Annotated in this window: 20 protein-coding genes, 4 pseudogenes and 1 riboswitch; of the genes and pseudogenes, 6 read left to right on the top strand and 18 right to left on the bottom strand. The window is 38.6% G+C overall.

What is annotated here, in order from left to right; genetic code table 11:
* Window positions 1–374: 374 nt before the first annotated feature.
* The 4 genes and pseudogenes from ADA55_RS31300 to eutB all read right to left on the bottom strand — a co-directional run.
* A pseudogene (locus ADA55_RS31300) lies at window positions 375–469 on the bottom strand (hypothetical protein); the annotation flags it as partial.
* A 61-nt stretch (window positions 470–530) separates the two neighbouring features.
* Window positions 531–2,243 (bottom strand): PucR family transcriptional regulator, encoded by a 1,713-nt coding sequence (locus ADA55_RS02135; protein WP_048678417.1) that lies wholly within the window; start codon window positions 2,241–2,243, stop codon window positions 531–533.
* Between the two features lie 80 nt (window positions 2,244–2,323).
* Window positions 2,324–2,467, bottom strand: a pseudogene (locus ADA55_RS31295) (lyase family protein); the annotation flags it as partial.
* 434 nt (window positions 2,468–2,901) lie between these two features.
* Complete coding sequence (gene eutB, locus ADA55_RS02130) at window positions 2,902–3,915, bottom strand: hydroxyectoine utilization dehydratase EutB (protein WP_048678415.1); 1,014 nt, start codon at window positions 3,913–3,915, stop codon at window positions 2,902–2,904.
* Window positions 3,916–4,216: 301 nt separating this feature from the next.
* Window positions 4,217–4,395, top strand: a riboswitch (Lysine riboswitch).
* Window positions 4,396–4,529: 134 nt separating this feature from the next.
* Here eutB and dapA point away from each other — a divergent pair.
* Window positions 4,530–5,426: a 4-hydroxy-tetrahydrodipicolinate synthase gene (gene dapA, locus ADA55_RS02125; RefSeq protein WP_048678412.1), complete on the top strand. Its 897-nt coding sequence runs from the start codon at window positions 4,530–4,532 to the stop codon at window positions 5,424–5,426.
* 128 nt (window positions 5,427–5,554) lie between these two features.
* Window positions 5,555–6,517, top strand: a complete 963-nt coding sequence (locus tag ADA55_RS02120) for a D-2-hydroxyacid dehydrogenase (protein WP_048678409.1) — start codon at window positions 5,555–5,557, stop codon at window positions 6,515–6,517.
* A 273-nt stretch (window positions 6,518–6,790) separates the two neighbouring features.
* Here ADA55_RS02120 and ADA55_RS02115 read toward each other — a convergent pair whose 3' ends face one another.
* The 9 genes and pseudogenes from ADA55_RS02115 to uraD all read right to left on the bottom strand — a co-directional run bounded on the left by ADA55_RS02115 (window position 6,791) and on the right by uraD (window position 13,678).
* Window positions 6,791–7,210, bottom strand: coding sequence for a VOC family protein (locus ADA55_RS02115; protein WP_048678408.1), 420 nt, complete (start codon window positions 7,208–7,210; stop codon window positions 6,791–6,793).
* A gap of 329 nt (window positions 7,211–7,539) precedes the next feature.
* Complete coding sequence (locus ADA55_RS02110) at window positions 7,540–8,325, bottom strand: carbon-nitrogen hydrolase family protein (protein WP_048678405.1); 786 nt, start codon at window positions 8,323–8,325, stop codon at window positions 7,540–7,542.
* 16 nt (window positions 8,326–8,341) lie between these two features.
* Window positions 8,342–8,500 (bottom strand): hypothetical protein, encoded by a 159-nt coding sequence (locus ADA55_RS29080; protein ID WP_153246084.1) that lies wholly within the window; start codon window positions 8,498–8,500, stop codon window positions 8,342–8,344.
* Window positions 8,501–8,537: 37 nt separating this feature from the next.
* Window positions 8,538–9,449, bottom strand: a pseudogene (locus ADA55_RS02105) (VanW family protein).
* A gap of 44 nt (window positions 9,450–9,493) precedes the next feature.
* Window positions 9,494–10,348 carry a hypothetical protein gene (locus ADA55_RS02100; RefSeq protein WP_053087354.1) on the bottom strand — a complete coding sequence of 285 codons (855 nt, stop codon included), beginning with the start codon at window positions 10,346–10,348 and terminating at the stop codon, window positions 9,494–9,496.
* 906 nt (window positions 10,349–11,254) lie between these two features.
* Entirely contained in the window at window positions 11,255–11,794 is a 540-nt protein-coding gene (gene tpx / locus ADA55_RS02095; protein WP_048678402.1) for a thiol peroxidase, read from the bottom strand.
* A gap of 30 nt (window positions 11,795–11,824) precedes the next feature.
* Window positions 11,825–12,184: a hydroxyisourate hydrolase gene (gene uraH / locus ADA55_RS02090; protein WP_034304629.1), complete on the bottom strand. Its 360-nt coding sequence runs from the start codon at window positions 12,182–12,184 to the stop codon at window positions 11,825–11,827.
* Window positions 12,184–13,167, bottom strand: coding sequence for a factor-independent urate hydroxylase (gene pucL, locus ADA55_RS02085; RefSeq protein ID WP_048678400.1), 984 nt, complete (start codon window positions 13,165–13,167; stop codon window positions 12,184–12,186). The genes uraH and pucL overlap by 1 nt, the downstream gene beginning before the upstream one ends.
* A gap of 13 nt (window positions 13,168–13,180) precedes the next feature.
* Complete coding sequence (gene uraD, locus ADA55_RS02080; RefSeq protein ID WP_105718765.1) at window positions 13,181–13,678, bottom strand: 2-oxo-4-hydroxy-4-carboxy-5-ureidoimidazoline decarboxylase; 498 nt, start codon at window positions 13,676–13,678, stop codon at window positions 13,181–13,183.
* A 239-nt stretch (window positions 13,679–13,917) separates the two neighbouring features.
* Here uraD and ADA55_RS02075 point away from each other — a divergent pair, with 239 nt between their 5' ends.
* Complete coding sequence (locus ADA55_RS02075; protein ID WP_048678397.1) at window positions 13,918–15,108, top strand: PucR family transcriptional regulator; 1,191 nt, start codon at window positions 13,918–13,920, stop codon at window positions 15,106–15,108.
* A gap of 109 nt (window positions 15,109–15,217) precedes the next feature.
* Here ADA55_RS02075 and ADA55_RS02070 read toward each other — a convergent pair whose 3' ends face one another.
* Entirely contained in the window at window positions 15,218–16,402 is a 1,185-nt protein-coding gene (locus ADA55_RS02070) for a PucR family transcriptional regulator (RefSeq protein ID WP_048678394.1), read from the bottom strand.
* 247 nt (window positions 16,403–16,649) lie between these two features.
* Between ADA55_RS02070 and ADA55_RS02065 the strand changes: the two genes are divergently transcribed.
* Window positions 16,650–17,990, top strand: a complete 1,341-nt coding sequence (locus ADA55_RS02065) for a nucleobase:cation symporter-2 family protein (RefSeq protein ID WP_048678392.1) — start codon at window positions 16,650–16,652, stop codon at window positions 17,988–17,990.
* Window positions 17,991–18,544: 554 nt separating this feature from the next.
* Here ADA55_RS02065 and ADA55_RS02060 read toward each other — a convergent pair.
* Window positions 18,545–19,678 (bottom strand): annotated as a pseudogene (locus ADA55_RS02060) (glycosyltransferase family 4 protein); the annotation flags it as partial.
* Window positions 19,675–20,775, bottom strand: coding sequence for a CotS family spore coat protein (locus ADA55_RS02055; RefSeq protein ID WP_048678387.1), 1,101 nt, complete (start codon window positions 20,773–20,775; stop codon window positions 19,675–19,677). The pseudogene ADA55_RS02060 and the gene ADA55_RS02055, both read right to left, overlap by 4 nt.
* 421 nt (window positions 20,776–21,196) lie before the next feature.
* Here ADA55_RS02055 and ADA55_RS02050 point away from each other — a divergent pair, with 421 nt between their 5' ends.
* Window positions 21,197–22,084, top strand: a complete 888-nt coding sequence (locus tag ADA55_RS02050; RefSeq protein ID WP_048678384.1) for a virginiamycin B lyase family protein — start codon at window positions 21,197–21,199, stop codon at window positions 22,082–22,084.
* Between the two features lie 25 nt (window positions 22,085–22,109).
* Complete coding sequence (locus ADA55_RS02045) at window positions 22,110–22,763, top strand: Vat family streptogramin A O-acetyltransferase (RefSeq protein WP_048678380.1); 654 nt, start codon at window positions 22,110–22,112, stop codon at window positions 22,761–22,763.
* 204 nt (window positions 22,764–22,967) lie between these two features.
* Here ADA55_RS02045 and ADA55_RS02040 read toward each other — a convergent pair whose 3' ends face one another.
* Both ADA55_RS02040 and ADA55_RS02035 read right to left on the bottom strand, forming a co-directional pair.
* Complete coding sequence (locus ADA55_RS02040) at window positions 22,968–23,351, bottom strand: YkvA family protein (RefSeq protein WP_048678377.1); 384 nt, start codon at window positions 23,349–23,351, stop codon at window positions 22,968–22,970.
* A 176-nt stretch (window positions 23,352–23,527) separates the two neighbouring features.
* Window positions 23,528–24,346 carry an alpha/beta fold hydrolase gene (locus ADA55_RS02035; RefSeq protein ID WP_048678375.1) on the bottom strand — a complete coding sequence of 273 codons (819 nt, stop codon included), beginning with the start codon at window positions 24,344–24,346 and terminating at the stop codon, window positions 23,528–23,530.
* Window positions 24,347–24,444 lie beyond the last annotated feature (98 nt).

Here is a 24,444-nt window from a genome sequence, read left to right as displayed (position 1 = left end):
GACGATTAATCATGAAACTAGGTTATTCGTCCCAATACTACTTCACCTAGAAAAACAAAATAGACCGTCATGAAAATCTTTGTTACTAGATTTTCATGACGGTCTAACTTTTTCGGATCCTTGAGAATAATAGACTACTGGTCATCCTCCTGGAAATACTGTGAATAATAAGTAAATATCTCAATAAATTCATAGGATTGTAAAAAGCCCTTTTGAGACAATAATTCATAATCTTGGTAAGGGTATCGGTGATGGGGTATGCATTTATGCTTTGGACAAAGGGAGAGTCTGAAAATAGGAAATATTATCGAAGCAGTCCGCCAACCACCTACAAACGGTACAACGTATTTACGTTTAACAAGATGATATTCTTCATCAGCCGGTACACGTTCTAGTGCAATACAGCTACCGTACTTGATTCTTCAGCAATTTTTGCCTGTTCAGCATTGATTGAGTCACCTTTTAGCATTTCACCTTACCGGTTTTATACATTAGGACCTTTACTTACCGTATGTTTCTATCTCCGAATTTTATCTTTGTTGTGTTATTTTTTCAGTTACACCCAATTTCCAAGTCTTAATACTTAAATCCAATAAAAATAAATCCTCTGGATCTATAAGAGAAAGTCCTGTCAATGATTCAATCTTTCTTAGGCGGTACAACAAGGACTGTCTATGTAAATTCAATGACCTTGCCGTCTGGCTTACATTACCTTGAAACTGATTATATACACTAAAGGTCTCAATTAAATCCATATTACGCTGATTGTCATATTGAACAAGTGGTTCAATCGTTGACATTATGACTTCTTTCATTTCGTTATTCTGAGCAAGATTTAAGAGCACTCGGTCAACCCGTGTTTTCTCGTACATCATACGATTCCCTGTTCCCTTTTTACGTCTTCCAATATTTAAAGCAACGTTTGCATGTTGATAGCTTTCTGCAAATCCATTAAAATCTTCACTGTAGTTTCCTATTCCCCAAGATATGATAACCTCTGGAAGTAAATTTCCTAAGCGGCGTTCTACTAGGTCTAAGAAATTTGTAGCGTTTTCATTTTCAGTTTTGCTAGGGATTTCAAGAAAAATAAGGAGCTGTTCCCCTTGGTATGTCATCATTACTTCTCGTTTAAGAGATTGTGCTGCGTAATAAATTTCTTCTTCAATATAGCGAATCATATTTTCAAGCCAATGCTCAAATGAATCATCATCTTGTTTTCGCTTCCGAAAAAGCACCTCTAGATTTTCAGGGTACCCTACAATGGAAACGTAAGGCAGCTTTATATTGTATCCGAGTAATTTGGCTCTTGAACTTGCCTGATCACTTGAAACAAATTCACCTTTGGCAAGCTCTTGTACAAAATCACTGCGAAGACGCATTTTCGTATCCTCAACGGCATTTTTTCTTGAAAGCCAAAGAGCGATTGTTGTAGCTGAGTGCTCTAACACATTCACGCGATATTGGGTTAAATAGGAATCTACAGATGTCTTACGAGGTAACAACACAAATATATAGCCTTGTGCATCCCCTAAAACCTGCAGCACTGGAAGCTGTAGTATTGTCTGATCTTTTATTTCAATCATTTGAAACTTCTGAAACATAGGATCATGCGTTTCTATGTATGTTTCTTTCCTTAAAGGAAGAATTCCCTGTAAAACATAACTCTTCCACTCTTTAATAAAGCTTTGAGTATGGCTACTTATTTCTTGAATTGATCCTGATCGGTCGGTAATGATGATTGAACAGCCAATAAGTCTTTGGATGAATTTTGTAATATGGTTAAGGTCTGTTTCTTTAAGAATTAACTTCAACAGCTCTTGCTGTACCTTCTCTGATTTTTCCCGTTCTTTGTAATGAATATCGTTAATCTCTTTCATAACCTTTTCAATAATCCTGGAAAAACGGAGTTCCCATGGGAGTTCTATAATCATGAAATTATGCTTCTCTGCTAAATCAATTACTTCTTTTGGAATATCGAATATATGCCTTCCCGTTGCGATTAACAGTGCTGATGCTTCAGAGTCTATAACATCTTGTACAAACGTTTTTAATGTTTCAACATCGTTGTTACATCCAATAGCAGTCGTTAGTACAACCTCATTTTTACGAACAAAATTTTCCACGGGCATCTCTATCACAGAAATCCATTGAATATATCGTTCGTTTTCAAAGTCTTTTCCAGTTATAATTCTTGCCTTTTTCATAATCTCGTAATTTAAAACATCCTTTATAGTTAATCTCATGTTGTCCCCCTCTGACCATCTAAAGATTAAAAAAGATAAAAAACTACTATTTATAGGAAACCATATTATCAGGATACCGTCTACTGTACTCCGCTTTTTATTGAGGTAATATTTTTAAAATTACGTTCTACTACAAGTCTATGTGTTTCAAATTCTTGGCCAAGACGGATAGGGATTGCGTCTTGAAGTTTGTTCTCTCCCATTTTTATCACATGATTGAATTGGTGTGGTTTTTCTTAAATACAGCCTGCATCTTTTGCTTCGTCTGTAGTAATTTTTCGGGGTTAGGGTTTGTAATATGGATCTCAGTTAGAAGGTCATCGCTAGTTGATTGTACATATTTACATGGCTGTTAGAACTTAATTGCATGTATCCCCTTTCGCCAGTTTGGCAACTCGTTCACCAATGAAATACTCGTACCATTCATTGCTGATTTAACAATCGAAATTACCATGTCCCTGTAATTGCTGCTGCCATTTATCACTTGATTATGATTTAATTAAATTCCTCATGAATCGATTTCATGTAAATAGAGAAGTTCAATGGCACGTAATGTTTGGATGCCATATTATGCTTCCCTGGCCCTTCTCTCAATCCTAAAAAACCGCTTTTAATTTTCAAATTATCAAGACTGATGTCACTGCTATTGGAGATAAGCTCACCCTTTATTTTCACAGGTATAATTTTGGATTAACTTAAGCAGTATCGAAAGATCAACGTTTTGTCCACTTATAATAACGGCGATATCACCATCTTGCTGAGGAATTTTGTTTCCTAAAACAGCCGCAATTCCCGTTGCTGCCGCGCCCTCCATAATGATTCGGTGTTTATCCATCATCAAAGCCATACTAAATGCAATCTCATCTTCAGGTATGAGTACCACATCATCTATATATTGCCGGACCATTTCAAACGTGTATTGATTATCAAGGCCAATTCCACCTAATAAACTATCAGCGAGTGTCTCGCTTTCCTCTAGTTTTACTGGTTTACCAGCTTTCAAACTTTCATACATGACGGCTGATTGTTCCATTGAAACACCAGTTACTCTTATGTCACGATCACATGACTTTAATGCCAAGCCAATTCCGGAGAGAAGCCCACCACCTGAAAGGGGAACAATTACATCTGTTAGATTAGGAAGATCCTCTAACAATTCCAAGCCAATTGTTCCTTGTCCAGCTATGACGTGAGGATCATCAAATGGTTGAATCACCGTTAATCCTTTCCCTCTTTCCAGCTCATAGCAACGCTCTCCTGCGGCATCTTGGCTATCACCAACTATCTCAATTTGAGCTCCCAGTCTTTTTAATGAATCAACTTTTGCTTTTGGTACTCGATTTGAAATGCATACAACAGCATCAATCCCTATTTTTTTTGCTACATATGCTACAGCCATACCATGGTTTCCAGTTGAAAACGTTGCAACCCCACGTTTCTTTGCTTCTTCACTCAAGCTGAGTATCTTATTGGCAGCTCCCCTTACTTTAAATGCTCCAACCTCATGGACATTTTCAAGCTTTAAGAAAACAGGACGGCCAGTTTTTTCTGATAGTATAGTAGATTGAATCAATGGAGTTCTACTTACAATTGAAGCTATTCGTTTTCTTGCTTCCCAAACATCACGAATTTTCATATCTTTTCTATCCTTTGTTAGTTTTGCATTAGTCATGTTATCCTCCTCCTTGATCATTATTCTAGGTATTCATAAGATAAATACTAATTCCTTCTATAAGATATATCAATTGTAAAAACTGACTATAAAAGGGTAAAACTTTTCATACAGTTTGTTTTATAAAACTATTATATTGAGTTTTACATAATAACTAATAAAGATGAATCCACCCCAATACTCTAGCCATTTCCATAGATTTCTAGCATTCTTAAAAAACTTCATAATTAGGCTTGCAACAGAATGGATTCCCTGTTATATTACAATCAATTAAATATTTTCTTACTTCGGAATCTTTTGAAGTGAGGATAGAGGAGCAAAGACCATTAGTACACATTTTGAGGAGAATGAGATCCTATGACTATTGTGGAAAGGGGAATTTGCCGAAGCGGAAAGAATCTCATGTTCTTGAAGCTGGTTCTGCTATTGAATAAATACAGGACTGTCATATAGGAAACTATATGGAGGGCTATCTTATGCGCGGAAACATTTTTTTGGTAAATATTGTTTCTACTGCAGCAGCGAATCCTCGTTGTTGCTTTTTTGCGTTTACTCCTGAATGGCCCTAACCACCTCTGAATATTTTTAAAAATTATACTAAAGGGTGTGAAGTTATGAATTTTGGCCAAGTTTTAACCGCAATGGTTACCCCGTTCAATCATAATGAAGAGGTTGATTTTAATGCTACGAGAACTTTAGTAAACTATTTAATTGCTAATGGTTCTGATGGATTAGTAATAACCGGTACTACTGGAGAGTCCCCTACATTAACTCAAGAAGAGAAAGTGGATTTATTCAAATTTGTTGTAGAAGTTGTTGATGGAAGAGTTCCAGTCATAGCTGGAACCGGCTCAAATAACACGAGAGCTTCCATCAGCTTAACAAGGCAAGCGGAGGCAGCAGGAGTCGACGGAATCATGCTCGTTACCCCCTACTATAACAAGCCGTCTCAAGAAGGATTATTTCAGCACTTTAGCGCTATTGCCCATTCCACATCATTACCGGTAATGCTATATAATATTCCAGGACGAAGCGTTGTAAACATGTCAGTGGAGACGATTGTTAGTCTCTCAAAAATTAACAATATCGTGGCAGTAAAAGAAGCAAGCGGTGACTTGGATGCCATGGCACAAATCATAAGCAAAACAACTAGTGATTTTACTTTATACAGCGGCGATGATGGGTTAACATTACCGGTTTTAGCCATCGGTGGAGCAGGCATCGTTTCGGTTTCTTCACACATAATTGGTAATGAAATGCAAGAAATGATCAATAGCTTTAAAAATGGTGATGTCCATGGTGCTGCCGCTGCACATCGTACCCTTCTTCCAATCATGAAAGCATTATTTGCTGCACCAAGCCCGGCACCAGTAAAATCAGCATTAAATATGCGGGGATTAAATGTTGGAGGTGTCCGCTTACCAATGGTCCCTTTAAACGATGAAGAAAAAAGAACACTGCAAACAGCTCTGCAGCCTGGTAACGCAGAAGCCATTTTGTTAAATAAATAAAACGAATGATTCTGGAGAAATTTTAAAAAGCAGTGCATACTCGAAAGTAATGCACTGCTTTTTTATCCATGTACGACTCAGGTGGAAGAATTTATACTATATTTAAAGAATCAATAAGGAGAGAGCCAATGGGGGGTACACACAAACCAAACATTCTTGTATTTAGTCCTATTCAGACAGAGGTCGATGCTTATGCTGATCGTATCCGCAATAGTGGGTTCATATCGGTAAAGACAGCGAAAACTTTGGAGGAAGCAGAAAAATATTTACCAGGCACTGAAGTTATTTTGGGGTGGAATTTCCCGACACAATTACTATGTAAGCCAATTGCCTCATCCGTTCGCTGGTTTCAATCAATGGGAGCAGGGGTCAATGATTTGATTGCAGACCAATCGATACCTCAAAACATTACATTAACTCGAATTATGGACCAATTTGGTGCTTACATCTCTGAATATGTATTTTTGTTTCTCTTGGACATAGTGAAAGACGGTCCTCGGATGAAACAATCGCAATTGGAGCGGAGGTGGGATCCTTTCATTTCTGAAACCCTAAAAGGGAAAACAATCGGGATCGCCGGACTTGGATCGATTGGCGCTGAACTTGTACGTAAAGCTCGAGCATTTGATATGTATGTACATGGGTTAAGCTTTAGTGGAAAACAAGCAACACTCGTGGATCTCCACTTTACTCCAGATCAATGGGGTGAATTTGTAAAAGATCTGGATTATTTGGTCCTAACCCTTCCTTTAACAAATTCCACTTATCATATCATTAACCAGGACCTTCTTTTAGCCATGAAACCCAACGCTTACCTTATCAACGTTGGCCGCGGTGCATTGATAGATGAAGGGGATTTACTATCTGTCATGAGGGAAGGACATCTTCAGGGAGCAGTCCTCGATGTATTTGAGACAGAACCGTTGCCAAAAGAACATGCCTTCTGGTCCATGCCCAATGTGTTTGTCACTTCCCACCTGTCAGGGCCAAGTACGATTAACGAAGTGAGCAACTTTTTCATAGAAAATCTAAAGCGATTTTCAAGTGAACAACCCTTAAGTGGAATGGTAGATCGGAATCGAGGGTATTAAACCCTTAAATAATATTTCAAACAGCCGCATTTTTCATCGGAGGAATGCGGCTTACATTTATTTAGCTTTATATTCCTCTTACAAATCAAAAAGCCCCTCATAAGAGATAGGCTTTTTTTCGATGGAGATAACGCAAGGGTACTATCCATTTAACCAAGAGAAAAAGCTGCCTTAAATGACAGCTGCGATCAGTAACGATTCTATAAATTGTATAAACAAACTAGTGATGCGAGCAGTACAAACTGGACATGCTTTGGATGCCGGCAGCGCGGATCAAGCTTTTCTGTTCGAATCCAGAACATCCAAATAGTGCTGATTGTACATAATGCCTAGGATATTCCCAAAGGGATCAACCACGGATGCAGTAATGAACCCCTGACCGCGAACTGTGGGTGCCTCGTGTTCTTTCGCTCCCATGGACAGCAGCTTCTCGAAAGTTGCTGTCACATCGTCGACGTGCCAGTACACGACAGCACCACCGGCCGCGCCGGTCGACGAACCACCGGGCGCGTAGCGGCTATCGATTAGGCCCAGTTCGTGCTGGTAGTCCCCGAGGCGAAACTCGGCATATCCCGGGCGTTCGAAGTATGGGTCGGTACCCAGCAGCTCTGCGTACCACTTCTTTGCCGCCACTAGATCATCCGCCCAAAAACTGACGGTGGTGAGTCCTCTTAATGTCTTTGTTTCGCTCATAATCGATTTCCTCCTCAATGTTGAGTAAGTAACTATACTTCAATATTTAGGGTCACCGGGTGATTTCCTAGTTGCTGTTCCGATAGCTAGTGTAAACGTCTATGCTGACAACAGTATGTCAGTGTAGGTGAATATTTCATCAAAAGTGGTTTGAACATATATTCCTTTGATTAACTTCGATTTACCTACGAATAAACCCTTTTCTTTTTCAAGAAAATGTCCCGATTGTAGAACAAAGTCCAAACGGCACTGTTGAACTAACCGCCTCTAGCAATAAGAAAAAGCTGCCTTAATGACAGCTCCGTTTCTTCACTAGCGCACCCTTTCTTTCAACAAGAGTTCGTGTATGTTCCCATTATATGTAATCGATGTCGAAATGAGGGGGATAGTAATTCCATGCTTTGTAAATCCCATTCAAAGGTAAGTATGGCTGATTGTTTTGATTTATGAGTCAAGAGGGGTACACCATTTTTTATGATCATGCTTTCTGCATCCCAAAAACGGACCGTTTCGTCTTCGCCAGTACGATTACAGACTATTACGGGCAGCCCTGTTTCTAGTGACCTTTGTTCCCATTCTCCCTCCGGACCATGTAATCCGGGACCCCAGGAAGACGGTGCAAGTAATATTTCTGCTCCTTTTTCAGATAAGGTGCAAGCAATATCTTTGTTATATGCATCTGCACAAATCATAATACCAACCTCAACATTGTCTGTTTTTATTGGCTCTAATACTTCCCCTGGAGCTGACCAATCATCAATAACACTGATTTTACACTGTTTACCTATTAAATGACCTTTTTTATCTATGACAAACACAGAATTATACAACTCTCCGTTCCTGCCTTTTTCAGGGCAGCCCAAAAATACAGTGCTTTTCAAATTCTTTAGTTTACGGCTCAAATTATTCATCCAAGCATCAGGTTGCTTGATAATCCATCCAGTCCCAATCTTATGATTGAATTGAAGTCCGCTGACACATAGTTCGGGTGTTATAATCCATTCGGCATTATTATTTGCTGCAATATGAATGGCTTGTTCAATTAGTTTCTGGTTATGCTCCACATCACCAGCGATGGGCAATAGGTGCAGCAAAGCTATTTTTATTTTTCCCATAGTGATCTCCCAAACATCAACTTATATTAATGGCCATGCTTGTAATGATTGTAGCATAGACATTGATTGGCTTGTTCAAGTAATCAAAAAGCTGGTTCCTCCCCATCTCTAAACAAGCCCTTGCTCCAATGAGCAAAGGCCGTTTTTTACGAGTATCTTCTCTATATATAACCAAGTTTGCCTAAGGTGCCCCCATTCGTATACGTGTACTTTTACGAACGAATAATCTGTTCTTTGGATATCTGCTTTGAAGCATCGGGAATCTTTCGTATTTTATAATTAATCATATCTGAAGAGTAAACCATGATACTCACCATTCCTCCTTGGATCGTAGCACGGATCAGGATCCGGTTGATTATACTTGTTTTTAAAACTAAAATCAGGCCCATACCAGCTTACTGTAGCATCGCGGCCAGATGGAACATACGGAACGCTCCTTGTATGGGAATAGCGTTGAACCGTTTGCAACCCTGCATTGTCGATAGCATTAAACAAGGTGGATGAAACCTGGCAAATCCCTCCGCCAATCCCTTCAGAAAACTCTCCTTTAACGATAACCCGAGCGAGCATATATCCTTTTTCTACAGATCTCTTGCCAACAGCTTGGTTAAAAGAAAAGACCTCTCCTGGAAACACGACATAATTATTAATGGCTTCTGCGGCAAGTGAGATATTATTTGAACGATTTTTATTGTTGACATTAAAATAGGTTCTATATTCACCTATCTTTTTTTCACGAATTTCCGCAAGTATTTCGCTGTCAACCTTTGGATGAATAGCAAGCAAAGGTACTTCTAGTTTGTATGATCTATTACTGTAAAAAAGGAATGAAATTGTTCTTTAAAGGCTTGATGGTATAGCTTGTAACCTGCCCGCCCAGGTAGAATATTACCTTGTTTGTCCATTGTGGCATTTACAGGTTTTTGGTAAACTTGCCGGTCTATTTTTTCGACAAATTGATTGTATTTATCCACGTCCACCATAGGACTATCCAGGTAGGGCATTGTAATATCAGCATGGTTTACACTGGCAATCGTTTGTCCTTGGTGGGTTACCGATAAGCTTTCAGAAATATTCACTGGTTGAACGAATAGCAAAAGTCCGGCAATCCATGTTAATCTCAATTGAATGCACCTCCTGGGTTAGTTTCTTTGAACATTCACAATTTTCACTTCAAATCTTCATAAATTGCATCTTGATCAATAAACCAACGATCGGACAAACTCTCCTTGCGGATCATAAAATGCATAACCTTTATTTCTTTGCCATCTTTCTTCTTATGTATAGCTACTTGAACGGGTACATCCACGAGAAATAGACCATTTAGCTGTTCAGGCGGTTGTCTTAAAGGGTCAACTACTCCAAAATATATAATATCTTTAACAAGTTTATTGACACGGTTAGGGTGACTAGGATTTGATAAGGTCATTGCTAATAATTCCTGATTTCCTTGATTAATGGCAATGGTAAAAATACGTATAAGTTCATAAGGATTTACCGTTTGTATATAATCATCAAGCTTACCAGCAGCTTTCAATATCATTAATTTATGAGAAAGATCTTCGTTTTTCAAACGATGCGTAATACTTCCAGAGAAATGGACACAAAAATGACCTGAAAAACCATTTGGAAGAGCGCCAGCACCATGTGGCATTCCGTGCATAGATGCAGCAATCATTTGATTATTGATTAATACAATAATGGCTCTTCTATTCCAACTCCATTTATTATTATAAATTTTCTTCATGATTTGAGTATCTTCTTTACTTAATGGCTGTACATCGGCATGATGGCTACCTGCTCTTCGTTGTACCTTAAATGATAAACCAGTTTCAATATCGATTATGGTGAAATTTGTTTTATCAGGAATAATGTTGTTTACAATCTCCCAAGGTAACATCTCAATTTTAAAGCTTATGGGTCCTTCTTCATCTTCCCATTCCATTGCATAGACCGACTGATCGACCATTAAGACAAATATAAAAATAGCGATAATTACATGATATAATTTATTGTTTTTCATTTGGCCTCTCCTGCATTTTTTCTTATTATTTCAGGACATAATAATTTGAATACCTTTGAAAATTTGGAAATTCTTCAAATTAAACTCCTCCCTGTTAATTTATGTTCTAAACACTGTGTTTGGGGGAATCAGTAAAAAGGCTAAAAAGGCTCAGTCATGCTAGTGTTGATTGCATCTCTAACTTTTTAAGCAAAATCGAGGATATTAGTTTAAAATCCTCAACTTCCAATAGGTTATATGAACATAAAAGAACCTTCAGATTTTTTTCTGAAGGGATTTTTGTAGAGTATATATGATGCTAAAGATGCTTACATTGATAAATAAAATGGGAATAATGTAAAGCTCTCACTTTCAACAAGAAATAAAAGAAGGCAAGGGCTTTTAAACTTTTATTGTATTAAACCACTGCTCATTCTTAAGTGGGAATGGATATGACCAGAAAAGTTGGTTTTAAAAAGAAAATAGTACCCTCGATAGATTTTACCATTCGCTGGGGGAGAAAATATCATTGCAGGGGCTGTTTATCATCAAGAAATTGAAGTGGAAGGAGCAGAGATGACGGATTTCAGGAGTTTACACGTATACTTATTTCTATTTCAGGTGTTTCTAGCATTGTTATGTTAATTAGTAAGTGAAAACATAAAAAGGGCGCTTCCTCTGATAAGGAAGCGCTTCTATCTTATATAAAGCTATTGGACTTTCATTATAGCATGATTTTACTTCAAATAAAAGTAATTAATGTTTAATTTTAGTAATTATATTTTACATTAGAAAGAGACATGGATAAGTCACTGGAAAACTACTAATTTAATTCAGTATCACCAAAAGACCGTCCAGCTTTTTGTAAATCGGACGGTCTTGCGGATAATGGAATGTACTTTTACTTTCCTTCGTAAGGGAAAATGTTTATTTAGCTGCACCAGCTTTATTTATCACTTCCTTCGCTACCTGCAATGCGGATTCATAATCTGCGTGATCCGTGACTTCCGGTACATATTCCACATACTCAATGGTTCCTTCTTGATTGATTACAAATACTGCCCTGCATTCCAATCGTTGTTCTTTCATATACGTTCCATATGCAGTACCAAATGACAAATCAAAATGGTCGGAGAGAATGGTTATAGCTTCGACATTACTTTCTTTACACCATCTTGCTTGAGCAAAGGGAAGGTCTGCGCTGATAGCCAACACCGCTACATCATCACCCATTTTGCTTGCTTCTTCATTTAAGACCCTTGTTTGTAAATCACATACACCAGTATCAAGCGAAGGAACAGTCGTGATGATGCATGTCTTATTTTTATAGTCTGTTAAATGTGCTTTACGGCGGTCATTTGTTAATAGTGCGAAGTCAGGTGCCTTATCCCCTACTCTTAGTTCGGGACCAATCAAGGTCACTGGATTACCGCCTAAAGTCACTGCACCAGTACGTTCATGTGCCAAATTGAACCCTCCAACTCTCTTACTGATTTACTAGCTTCCTCGATAGGTGCTATATCCTCCCGGAGCAACAAGCAGAGGAACATGATAATGTTCTTCATTACTTCTTATTCCAAAACGAAGTGGGACCTTATTTAAAAATGGCCTTATATTGGGATCATTCGCTCCATCATTGAAATATTCCCCAACATAAAAGACAAGCTCATACTCACCTGGTTTGAGATCATCCCCTTGAAGAAGCGGATCATCAACTCTTCCATCTTTGTTTGTACAGACCTCTTTAATGAAAGAATGGTCTCCCTGTTCTGCTATGGCCCAAAGTTCTATCTTCATCCCTTTTGCCGGCAGACCTTTAGACAGGTCCAAAACATGTGTGGTCAGCTTACTGTCCATTATCGGGAAGCCCCTACCGTTGAATCAGCTGCCTTTTTTTGTTTAACGTCTTCTTGCGTAACGACAAAGCCTTGGAAGCCATACGGAGGACGTGGTTCCTGATAAACACTTCCTTCTGAATTCGGAATGGTTTCCACAACGGTTTCCCAGGTACGGTTATTGGTTTTAAATTGAACATTCGCCAGCTGAGGGAAACGTTCCAGAATCCTAATGCCAATATGATAAATGAGCTGCTGAATCGAACGGTTATTCAGTTCATGAAACACTGTGTTTGCAATATCACAAATTTGTTCCGCTGCTACATATTTTTCTGGATCCGCTCCAGTGCCATCCTCCCAGCGGCTATATTCCCAATCGAAATCCAAGTAGATAAATAGTGGACGATCCTGAGCTTCTGGCAGTGTGGTGTATTCATCTTGAATAAATCCATAAAAAGAGCTTCCTTTAACCTTGATTAAATGGACATCGACTATTCCACTTGAATGCTTAACGATTTTGCTTCCGGTAGGTGTCCTTTTGACTTCGATTGTAGTGGTAGCCCTTTCATTTCTGGAACATCGATAGACAACATCACTATTTTCATGTCCTTCCCCTTTTGGAACGAGTACATGATCGAAGGGAACTTCAGTTGCTGTCAGTTCCACTGCATCTATGTGGCTATACTTATCAAGGAAGACTTCACATATGAACTTTAAAAATCCTTCCGCCGTATTTCCTTGATAATTGGCCGCCTGGCGATGAATGATGTTTTTCATGGAATCCGTTGCAACCACCAAGCTATTATCTCCTTCCGTAAAAGAAGATAAAAAAGCTTCTCCTTTCAGAGAGATCTGGCAATTGAATCCAAAAATAGTATTATCTCTTTCTGTGAAACTTGATTCCGGTATTTTCCTCAAACCTGTAAGAGGCTGCACAAAAGTCCTATATACAAATACATCCCCTTTACCGTAAAACATCGTTCTGTTTTCATTTTGAGCTGTCATATTATTCCTCCTCCTAGTTTATAAAATCAGATAACCTGTGGCTGGCAATTAAGTGGATTTGCTTGATCGCTTCCTTAAGTTCATTTGCCTGATCCAAACCAATCCTTCTTTTCATCTCTGCCTTTATCACCGTTTTATCGCTGCCACGGACAGCAAATATGAACGGAAATCCAAACTTTTCTTTATACTGATTATTCAACGCATGAAATTCTTCATATTCATCCGGAGAAAGCGAATTCAAACCGGCTGCGGATTGTTCTTTAACTGATGCTTCAGCCATATCAATCCGGGCTGCTAGGTCCGGGTGAGACTTGATTAATTGGAGCTGTTCCGATAATGAGGCATTCTGCACAACAACTTCCATTTTCTGCTTTAGGTCGTCTAAGGAAATGAATGGCTTGTACTCCCATGAACGCTCTGCTATCCATGGAGAATGTTCATATACCCAACCTAACTTTTGGATGAATTCCACCTTGTTCAACTCATTAATGCTATTAAGGTCAGATATCAATACGGGCCCTCCCTTCTTCCAATTATTTTTATAATTCAAAACATTCTTAACTTAATTGAATTATATACATGCGTTCCTTTATAGGTCATTAGCTGAAAAAGCTAATATTTTTCCAACCCCTTTGTGCTTACCGCACTCACCGTTTAAAGAACAGGCCATCCTTATAGCTTGGCTTCTGTTGCCAATATTCAAAAAATTAGTTAAATTAGAGAAAAAAGGCACAGCGAAGGGGACCTATCATGCATTTAACGATGACTGATGCATTAAAATTACCACAGATCAAACAATGCCAAGTGGCAGCTGGCATGCAGGGACTTAATAGAGAAATAGAATCCATCAATAGCTTTGATGCTCCTGATGTGCTTTCCTGGTTGAAGCCAAATGAATTGATTCTAACAACCGGATACTTATTTCAAGATAATCCGCAACAATTAGACCAATTCGTAATCGAATTGGCAAAAATGAATTGTTCAGGATTGTTCATCAAACTGGAAGAAATTCCGCAAACCACCATCAGCATTGCCAATATGGCCAATTTGCCTATTCTCAAAATCCCCCCTGAGTTTTCGTTATCAGATATCATGTCTCCCCTGCTTCGTGAAATTGTAAAGAGACAGAATGAACAAAAAGAGAAAAGCTATGGTATGGAAGATATTTCCTGGGTTGGTGCCGAAAATTTAAGTTACGGGATTTTAGGAATGACGGAGGACAAATCCAGCGTCCAACAAATTACTGGGGGATTCATATGTACGGTTTTACCTTTAACGCTGCAATGGAATCAAAAGAATGATCCCATTACTTATAAACAGCTTATCAAAACAATCGAAACATTAACCGAGCAAAATAAAATCGATAAGCTCATAAGGAATATCAAGGGCAGTCTAGTTATCATTTATCTGGATACCATCCCCCTAGGGAGCACCCGCTTTTATTCACAAGTCACCCAGATAAGCCAACAAATTATTTCTACTTTATCTAAACACCTGCCAATGGAACTTACGCTAGGAGTCGGTAACTATCATACAGGTATTAATAACCTGGCCAATAGCCTACAGGAAGCTTTACAATCTATTGATTTGGGAAAACGATTGAACCCAGGAAAGGAAGTTTACGGCTACAAAGAATTAATAACATTTAAGATTTTGCAGTATGCTCCAAAAAATGTGCTCATGGATATTGTTACAGGTAATTTAGCACCGCTGAAGGACCATGACGATGAAACCCAGTCTGATCTGATCAAAACCTTGGAGGCCTATTTGCAATGCAATCTTCGACCTGCTGAAACGGCCAGAATAATGGGGGTGCACCGAAACACTATCCATTTTCGAATTAAAAGCATAAAAAAACGATTAGGAATGGACTTAAGCAATGATGATCTGTTCACTATAAAACTTGCCCTATATGCCAAACGTCTGCTGGATAACCAATAAGAAAATGGCCCATACACATGAAAAACTGCCAGGGATCCTTCATTCCCTGGCAGTTTTTCATGTGCAGTAACACTTGATTCCCGATTCATTCAAATTATGCTTCCTTTACTTAGTCATGTAATAACTTCGCAGCTTTTATACTAAACTGCAATTTAAAAGCAATATCCCTCGATTTTAAATCAACTCCCAATAATTCTTCAATTCTAGACAAACGGAACTTTACAGTATTTCGATGCACAAACAAAGCCCGTGCCGCATCTTCTATTCTCCCTCTTGAAAATAGATAGGTTTCCAGCGTTTTTAACAACTCCCCCTCATTTTCCCTATCATATACAATAATCGGCTGAATCATGGATAGCACGTATTGAGTCATGGCATCCTTAGGGATTTGATTTATTAGATCTTCAACTTCAACGCTTGCGTAATCATTGATATTAGTCGGGTTAAGCCTCGAGCCAAGTTGAATGGCCTTTTTAGCTTCAATAAACCCTTCTTTCATATTGTAGATTTCTTTTTTCACCTTGCTTAACCCCATGGATAGTGAAGTGCCAGGATCATCTTTGGATATAAGACCTTCTAAAAGGATGGCAATTCGTTGAGCCTGCATAAGAAGGTGTTCATCAGTCACCATTCCTTTCCCTTGCAGAATAATTAATTGACCATCGAAGTCGATATTCCAATACTTGAAATCTTCCCTTTCCGTTTGGTTTAATTTCTCCAACATTCTGCCAATTGGAAAGAATGAATCCCCTTCTTCTTTCGTTCCGTTTATTAAGAGCAGAATATAGGGCCTATCGGGATTAAAGCCAAATTCCTGTAATTGGGGGATAAAAGATGTACTCCTATTTTCCCCATTCAAAAGAGAATGAAAAACTTCAACACTTCCTTTTCCATTGTTTTTCACTTTCTCCTTATTAACAAGTTCATATGTAAAGCTGAATAATAAGTCGGATAAAGGCATTTCATAAGGAATCTCCAGCAATGGGAAATTGTACTTGTTCGCTTCTTCCACCATTCCAGGAGGAATCGTAGAAAGAAACCGCTTAAGCTTGATAGCTAATCCAGCACTTCCTCTTTTCGACAATTCCCTAACAAGATTGATTTGAGCATTCAGGTCATCCTTAAACACATAACCGGTTGTCAGCAGGAGTTCCCCTCGTTTAATCCATGATATATCCGGATGATCCATTATACTTACTGAATTAATTACCCGAGTTAACCCTTGACTTCCTCCAATAACTTCCACTTGGTTTAGGGCAGGAAGTTTCAAAGCTTTTTCGATCGTTAAATACATATTTCTCCCCCTATTCTTCTTAATTATATACAGAATGAACTTGAATGAATATTCATATTTTTCCAAAAAATAGTCTTGATTTAGCATTATGGCGGTGATAATATAAAAATACACCGATTTTGTAAATAGCGTTTCTTAATAAGCAACAGCAAAACCATCCATAAGGAAGTATTTACAAAATCACAAGGAGGCGATTTCGTTACATTCATATAATTGGAAAGTCGTGACTAATTAAAAGGGGGCAAACATGGAAAAATTGAGCAAACTAAACACGTTATTGTTAGGTTTACAGCATGTTTGTGTAATGTATGGAGGAGCGGTAGCTGTTCCACTAATCGTCGGTCCTGCAATCGGCTTGACACAAGAACAGATCATATACCTGATCTCGTTTGATTTACTCGCCTGCGGGATAGTCACCTTGCTTCAAGTTATTGGCGGTAAAGGATTTGGTATAAGGTTACCTGCTTTAATGGCTGTTTCTTTTATCGTGGTTGAGCCAGTAATAGCCATAGGATCGGTCCATAGTATAACCGGGGTTTTAGGCGCAGTTATGGTATCCGGAATAATTGTTGCCATTTTATCAGGAGTAATCGGTAAATTAATACCCTATTTCCCACCAATTGTTGCAGGGTCCGTCATATTAATCATAGGCGTGTCATTAATGCCAGTTGCCATGAAAAATGCAGCGGGCGGAGTCGGTTCCCCCACCTTTGGAGATCCTATGAATCTAATGCTAGCTTGTTTTACACTAGTAAGTTTCCTTTTATTGAATACACTTACTAAAGGTTTCTTGAAAGCGGTTTCAGTTCTTTTCGCCATGATTCTTGGCACTATATTGGCTGGTTTTTTAGGTATGGTCGATACCTCCGGCTTTATAGAGGCCAGCTGGTTTACAATGGTGACTCCTTTTTATTTTGGGGTACCTACCTTCGACCTTTCATCTATTATCACCATGACAATCATATCTTTAATCATAGCTGTGGAAAGTATAGGCGTCTTTTTGACACTCGGGGAAGTATGCGGGAAGGAAATAACCGAAAAAGATGTGGAAAAGGGCCTCCGTGCAGAAGGAATAGGGAGCTTCATAAGCGGTATCTTCAACTCTTTCAACCATTCTACCTTCTCACAAAATGTTGGCTTGGTCTTGCTGACAAAGGTAACTCAGCGCTCGGTAGTAGTCACGGCAGGTTGTATCCTAATCTTTCTAGCTTTTGTGCCTAAGGTTGCCGGTCTTACGACAATGATCCCTTTACCCGTTCTGGGCGGGGCCATGATACCAATGTTCGGCATGCTTCTTTCTGCAGCTTTGGGGATGATAGCCAAAGCGGATTTAAGCAAACCTTCCAATCAATTGACGATTGCACTTGGAATAGGAGTCGGTCTGGCAGTCAAGGGGGTCCCGGAAGCATTCGATAAATTCCCGGAAACAGTCCAATTAATATGTGGAAACGGAGTCGTGATGGGTACAATAACACTGGTTGTGTTAAATGCCATCCTGAATGGAAAAACAAATCCATCCATTACACACCATCATTCCATATCCGAAATTCAACCAAGCATGAGCCAGAATATTAATATCCACCCTTAGAAAGTAGCGGACAAGGCAATTCTCTAAGGGTGTCTAGTTGGCTAGGTTCTCCAACACTTTTAATTATAACCTTATTCAGGGAATTTTCAAACAAATAATACAAGCACCTTGCAACAGCCTATTTAATAGGTTAGCAAGGTGCTTTTTTTTACTCAATTATGGCTCTTCAACTTGTTTCATTTGAAAGGAGAGCGATATAACCCTCCAAAAATTTGGAGTCACTCCCGAAATTCCCGACCTTTTTCGAGTCTACATTCAAGGGGTCCCTTAAATTGTATTTTTTTTACAAAGCCTGATTCCGTGGGGTGTCATTGACAAATTTTCCGCATAATAAAATTGACACTTGGGGTGGTTCTGGAGAGCTATAAGCTTAACTTCCTTAGCTTATTAGAGGGTAATAGAGGTAGGTCCTGCAGATGCATCATCGCCAATCATTTTGTTTTTCGTACCCTTTAGGAATGGTTCACATAAATGTGATCCGTAACCCCTTCAGCACCAGTGACAAGTATTTTGTAAGCGCAATTCACATCCACTCTTGATTGGTTATACAGTTATTTTTTCCAAACTTCAAGTATTTCAGATCCTACTCGATCCCATTCATATAAGCTTAAGGCAAGTTCCCTGCCTCGTTCGCCCATTTTTTTCATTAGTGACCTGTTTGATAGAATTTCTGTAATCTTCTCTGTAAAACACCCAGGATCTTCTGGATTCTCTACTACAAGCCCATTCTCCCTTATACGAATGACCTCTGGATTTCCGCCTCTTGCAGTTGTTACGATTGGAAGCCCTGAAGCCATCGCTTCATAATGGACGCGCGCAAGCGGTTCTTGCCATATTGATGTACACACGAATAAATCGGCAGCAGCGAACCAATTTTGTATTTCACTAGGTGCGACAAAACCAGTTGAAACAACTGGGATAGGCAGCTTTTTGGCCAATGCTCTTACATAAGCTACATAATCGGTAACATCATTTTGGCTGAACCATTTACTTCCGACAATAACTAAAGCCAAATCCTTAAATTTACTTGAAAGCTCAGGCAGTGCCCGAATTAACCTATCTACACCTTTATTACTTGAAAGTCTACCTGCAAATAGTATGACCGTTTTGTTTTCAAGACCGTTCGCTTTACGTAATTCATTACGGATTTTTTGCATTTTCGGGTGACTGCCGGGCAGGAATCGATTGGTGTCAACACCAGAATAGATGGTGCGGATCTTTGATGAAGCTTGTGGATATAAACTTTTTATGACATTGCCTATATAATCACTCACCGTTACAATATTCGTAACTTCGTCTATGGCTGCTTTTGCTTCCTCCGGATTGATTTTCTCTGGATTAAACATATCATTATGCATGCTAAGGGTAATTTTTGAATGAGGGGCTGCTTTTCGGACAGGAAGGACTAGCCGAGGCCGATTGAATATATGAATTAGATCGAAATGATTTGCTTTAAGATAGCTGACAACCTCTTCTCGATATACTTCGAATATTTTTCCAGGTACACGTACATAACGGTTTCCATCAATCGTCTCTTGATCAGGGAGTGATGGATCATTAATACCTAAAACCGTAATATCATGGGCTTTACTTAAATGCGGCAGGATGCCTGAGATATAGGTTTGAATGGCCCCGCCCAGTACCGGAGGAACAGGAAGCTTTTCGGTACAAATCATTAAAATTTTCATGTTTGTTCCATTCCCTTCCAATCATCTTTAATTTCTTCTAACACTGGCCATTTTGTTTGATCGGTATCAACAATTGTTTGAATCATCGCTGTTGTTTGATCAGTTAGAAATAATTCAGGTTCATATACTACTTCTTTAACATTCTTGTAAAATTCATTTGGAGCAGATAAATCGATCATTAAGATATCATATAGTTGCGATGAAATTGGATTTGCCTCGTGATAGGACTTGATCATTTCCCTTACCCAAGTTGCATCCCATCTATATAAATCCGCCATTGTGCCGGTAATCAGTTTTCTTAAATCGCGAATGGGAAGGTCATAAGCAACACCGTCAAGGTCAATAATCCACATTCCATTAGAGCCCATTTGACCATTTGACCAGCCATAATCTTGATGCACTAATCCCCAATATTCATTACCTTGTTTCGCTAGCTCTAGATAGCTTGATTCACTTAATCTTTCTAAGCTTCTTTTTGCTTGTTCTTCAAAATCATTTAAAACATTCAGCAAATAGGGGCTTGCAGGCATTTCTTCATATGCATTAGCAATGTTCCGAAACCAATCCATCTTATTGATGACTTTTTCATAAGTCGCTGGCCATTTATATAACCGGGATGCAACTTCAGCTTGTTTAGGCGGAACATACCCTTTGCTTAAAAGGTGGAATTCGCCGAGAGCATTACAAAGATGTTTGGCTCCTTCCAAATCCTTTGATACAGGTGCCAATGATTCGATCCACTCAGCGACGAACCATAACTTCCCTCCAGCCTCAACATAATCCTTTCCATCTTTTGTTTTCACGATGGGCGGTACTCTTGCTTCCTTAACATTAACTAAATATTCTTGAGCTCCTAAGCTAAACATGCTTCTTGTAGGTCTTCTGTGTAAAAGTTTTAAACTCTTTGGCCCTGAACTTGTTTCCATTTTCCATATAGAGCCGCCTTTATCTGGTTTTGTTGTAACAACTTGAATGTTCTGAACGGAGAAACCGTAATGTTCAAGAACTTCCAGTGCCATTTTTTCAATATATTCAGGAACAAAAAACTCATGAGTGAGCTCATCTTCTTCCCAAGGCACAATTATTGCTTTCTCCATGAAAACCCCTCCTGTGATATATATAAAAGTATTTTCCGCCAAAATAAGGGCAAGGTCACGACAGATTCATTATGTTCTAATATCAGGCTGTATCCATATACAAGCATAATTTTCTAATGTTGAATATTGTTCTTTATTAAATACCCATGATTAATCAACACCGCTGGAGTAACCATACTTTTTAATAAACTATGTGGAAAAAAAACTTTTGTATCAGACAATTCACCCAAATTGTTAGGTAATTGGGTTCTCCTGCAAATATGACCAATTTGAAACATAGAATCTCAATAACCTTTTCATCCATGAATTAAAATCTCTCCTTGGACAGACTTCACACCTTGTGCAAAAACTTTTTCACAGGATTTCAATTATTTATAACGAATGACTAGAAGAATTTCATACAAAAAGAAGGAGGCATATAATGGGGATAAAAATGGACGAATACGAACTTCTTGACAAAGATTCAGGCCCATATGGAATAACTGCCGGAAAAGATGGTGCGCTATGGTTTACACAACATAAAGCAAATCAAATTGGCCGAATGACCGTTAACGGTGAAGTCACTCCATTCGTTGTTCCTACCCCCAATGCTGGTGTGCTATCTATAACTTCCACAACTCAGGGGGATATATGGTTTACGGAAAATAGGGCGAATAAAATTGGAAAACTGACAGGTACAGGTGAAATCATCGAATATACTCTCCCGAGTCCGAACTCAGCACCTTTTGGAATAACGGAAGGACATAATGGAGACATTTGGTTTACCGAGATGAATGGAAATAGGATAGGGCGAATTTTATCATCAGGTGAAATGATTCAGTATGATTTACCGAGTCCCGGCTGTTACCCCTCTTTCATTGTTGCTGGAACTGACGGTGCCATTTGGTTTACTGAGAATCAGAGTAATCAAATTGGGCGCATTACGATGCTTGGAGAAATGACAAATTACACTTTGCCAACAAAACATGCTGGTCCTGTAGGTATTACAAGCGGACCGGACGGTGCACTCTGGTTTGTGGAAATTAACGGAAATAAAATCGGGCGCATTACTACTTCTGGAACAATATGTGAATATACCATCCCAACTCCAGATGCCCGACCACACGCAATAGTGACAGGTCCTGACCGTGCTTTATGGTTCACTGAATGGGGAAGTAATCAAATTGGGCGCATTACCATGCAAGGAGAAATTACGGAATATCCAATTCCTACCCAAAATGCTGAGCCGCATGGAATTGCATCAGGTCCTGATGGTGCCATTTGGTTCGCTGAGGAATGCAATAAGATCGGCCGGCTAAGTTTATTATAAAAACCCTGAAAGGCAGTGGATATCCATGGAATCTAATAAGCAACATGGACCAAATCCTCAAGATAAATATCCGATTAAAGGAAATCACGTCGTGCAATTTATTAAAAATACAATCACTAGACCAAACATTATTGCGGGTGAATATTCATATTACGATGCAAGGAATGGTGAGTCTTTTGAAGATCAAGTGTTATATCACTACGAATTCTTCGGTGACCGGCTTGTCATCGGGAAATTTTGCGCCATGGCACCTGGTGTAACGTTTATTATGAATGGAGCCAACCATAGAATGGATGGTTTTTCAACCTACCCCTTCAACATTTTCGGACACGGTTGGGAGAAGTATACGCCAGCGTTAGATCAGTTGCCGTTTAAAGGCGATACCATTATTGGAAATGATGTTTGGATAGGAATGGATACTGTCATCATGCCTGGAATAAAAATTGGGGATGGTGCAATTGTAGCCGCCAAATCGGTTATTACCAAAGATGTGGAACCTTACACCATCGTTGGAGGGAATCCCGAAAAGAAACTTAAAACCCGCTTCCCGGAAGAAATCATTAACGAACTGCTGGAAATTAAATGGTGGGATTGGGATATCTCTATCATTTCTGCTCATATTGATGTGATAGTAAATGGGGATATGGAAAGTCTAAGAATCTTAAAAAATAAAAAATGACAATGCATCAGCTTCAGAGAATCCGATTCTTGTACCACAAATTAATGGAGGGAAATCACTTTTTAAATAGGATAATTCAATTGACTATATTAAGATCGCTTTTTAACCATGACTTTGTTAAAGATTAATGTTGATTTTTTGAACAATTAAAAGAGACCACCTATAAGTGGTCTTCTTGTGCATCCTAGTGAAGTAAAGCACCGGTTAGTTCATTAAACCATAAATATATATAATAGCCCATATTATGATTAAGACCCAAATCATTACTATTAGTGAGCCGACTATCCAATTCTTCGGCTTACCATTTTTCATCATTTCTTCTGCCTTAACTTCACAGTCGGTTAATACACTCTTTGGTATCATCTTTAATGCGATCATTATCCCTATTGGAACGAGAATTACATCGTCTAAGTAGCCAAGAATGGGTATAAAATCAGGTATTATGTCTATCGGACTGAATGCATAAGCCACAACACAAGCCGTAAATACCTTTGCATGCCAAGGCACCCGTTCATCTTTACAAGCAAAGTAAAGGATAAAAATTTGCTGTTTTAGTCTCCTCGCCCAAGTCTTAATTTTATCAAACATTTTTATCTCCTATAATAATTAAGCTTTTATTTCCATTATAGCAATATAAGATTTACAAAGGATTGTTATTTGACTAACCTCCCCGTTCCATAAGAAATAGCTGCCTTCGATCCTAAGCTAAAGCAACCGTTAATTTAAATACTATATTTCACAAACTTCAATTACTGCGTTAAGTATTAGTTTTGGAACTCTTCAATTCTATCCAGCCATTCATTTAATAGAGTGCTAAAAAGTTGTGGTTGTTCAATTTGTAAATTGTGACCTGCCATATCCAATACAGCAAAAGTTCCTCGCGGATACTTGTTTGCTATGTCCAGAGCATCTTTATATCCAACCGAAGAGTCTTGTCTTCCTAACAGGAATACACTGGGTTTAATAAAATCAGACTGGTCAATCTTAAAAGAAAACCCATATTTATTCTTAACCTTATTTAGAAACTTTTCATCACCAATTTTACAACCACTTAGAATTTCTTTGTTGTACCTTAACCATGTGTACTCATCAAGTACAATGTTGTTATTTCTAAAATCTTCTAATTCACCCTTTGATAAATTCTCAATGAACTTCTCATCCGTTCTCATTATTTTATGTATCTCAACTGTTCTATTTTCTGGAAGAGGAATAATAAGAGGACATATAAATGCTGCACCAAGTATTTGTTCTTGATGCTTTTCAATAATGCCCCTAGCTATATAGCCACCGTAAGATTCCCCGGCAATTACGTACTCTTGGTTAGGAATTACAGCTTGAATAAACTCTAAAACAGCATCCAGCATTTCATCCGAACTACTTATTTCGTTATATTTTTTTGTTAATCCCATCCCAGGTAGGTCGATATAAATACGTCGCCACCCCTCCCTCTTAGTAAATATTGGTTCCATACAACCACTCATTAATCGATGGTCCGGAGAATAACCGTGTATCATTAAAATTGGTTTTCCTCCCCCTAAATCTTCATAATAAATTTCAGCTTGGCGAACTTTGCAATATGCCATATTAATCCTTCTTTCTATAAAAATCATTTTAACTAACAGTACCTATTCTCTTTTTGTTTCTTCAATTCCTTCTTCAATTATTCTGCCCCCATAGTTCA

This window comes from Bacillus sp. 220_BSPC (genome assembly GCF_001054655.1).
GTDB lineage: Bacteria > Bacillota > Bacilli > Bacillales > DSM-1321 > Peribacillus > Peribacillus frigoritolerans.
The sequence above is the reverse complement of the archived record's forward strand: the minus strand, read 5'-3'. Positions and strand labels throughout refer to the sequence as shown.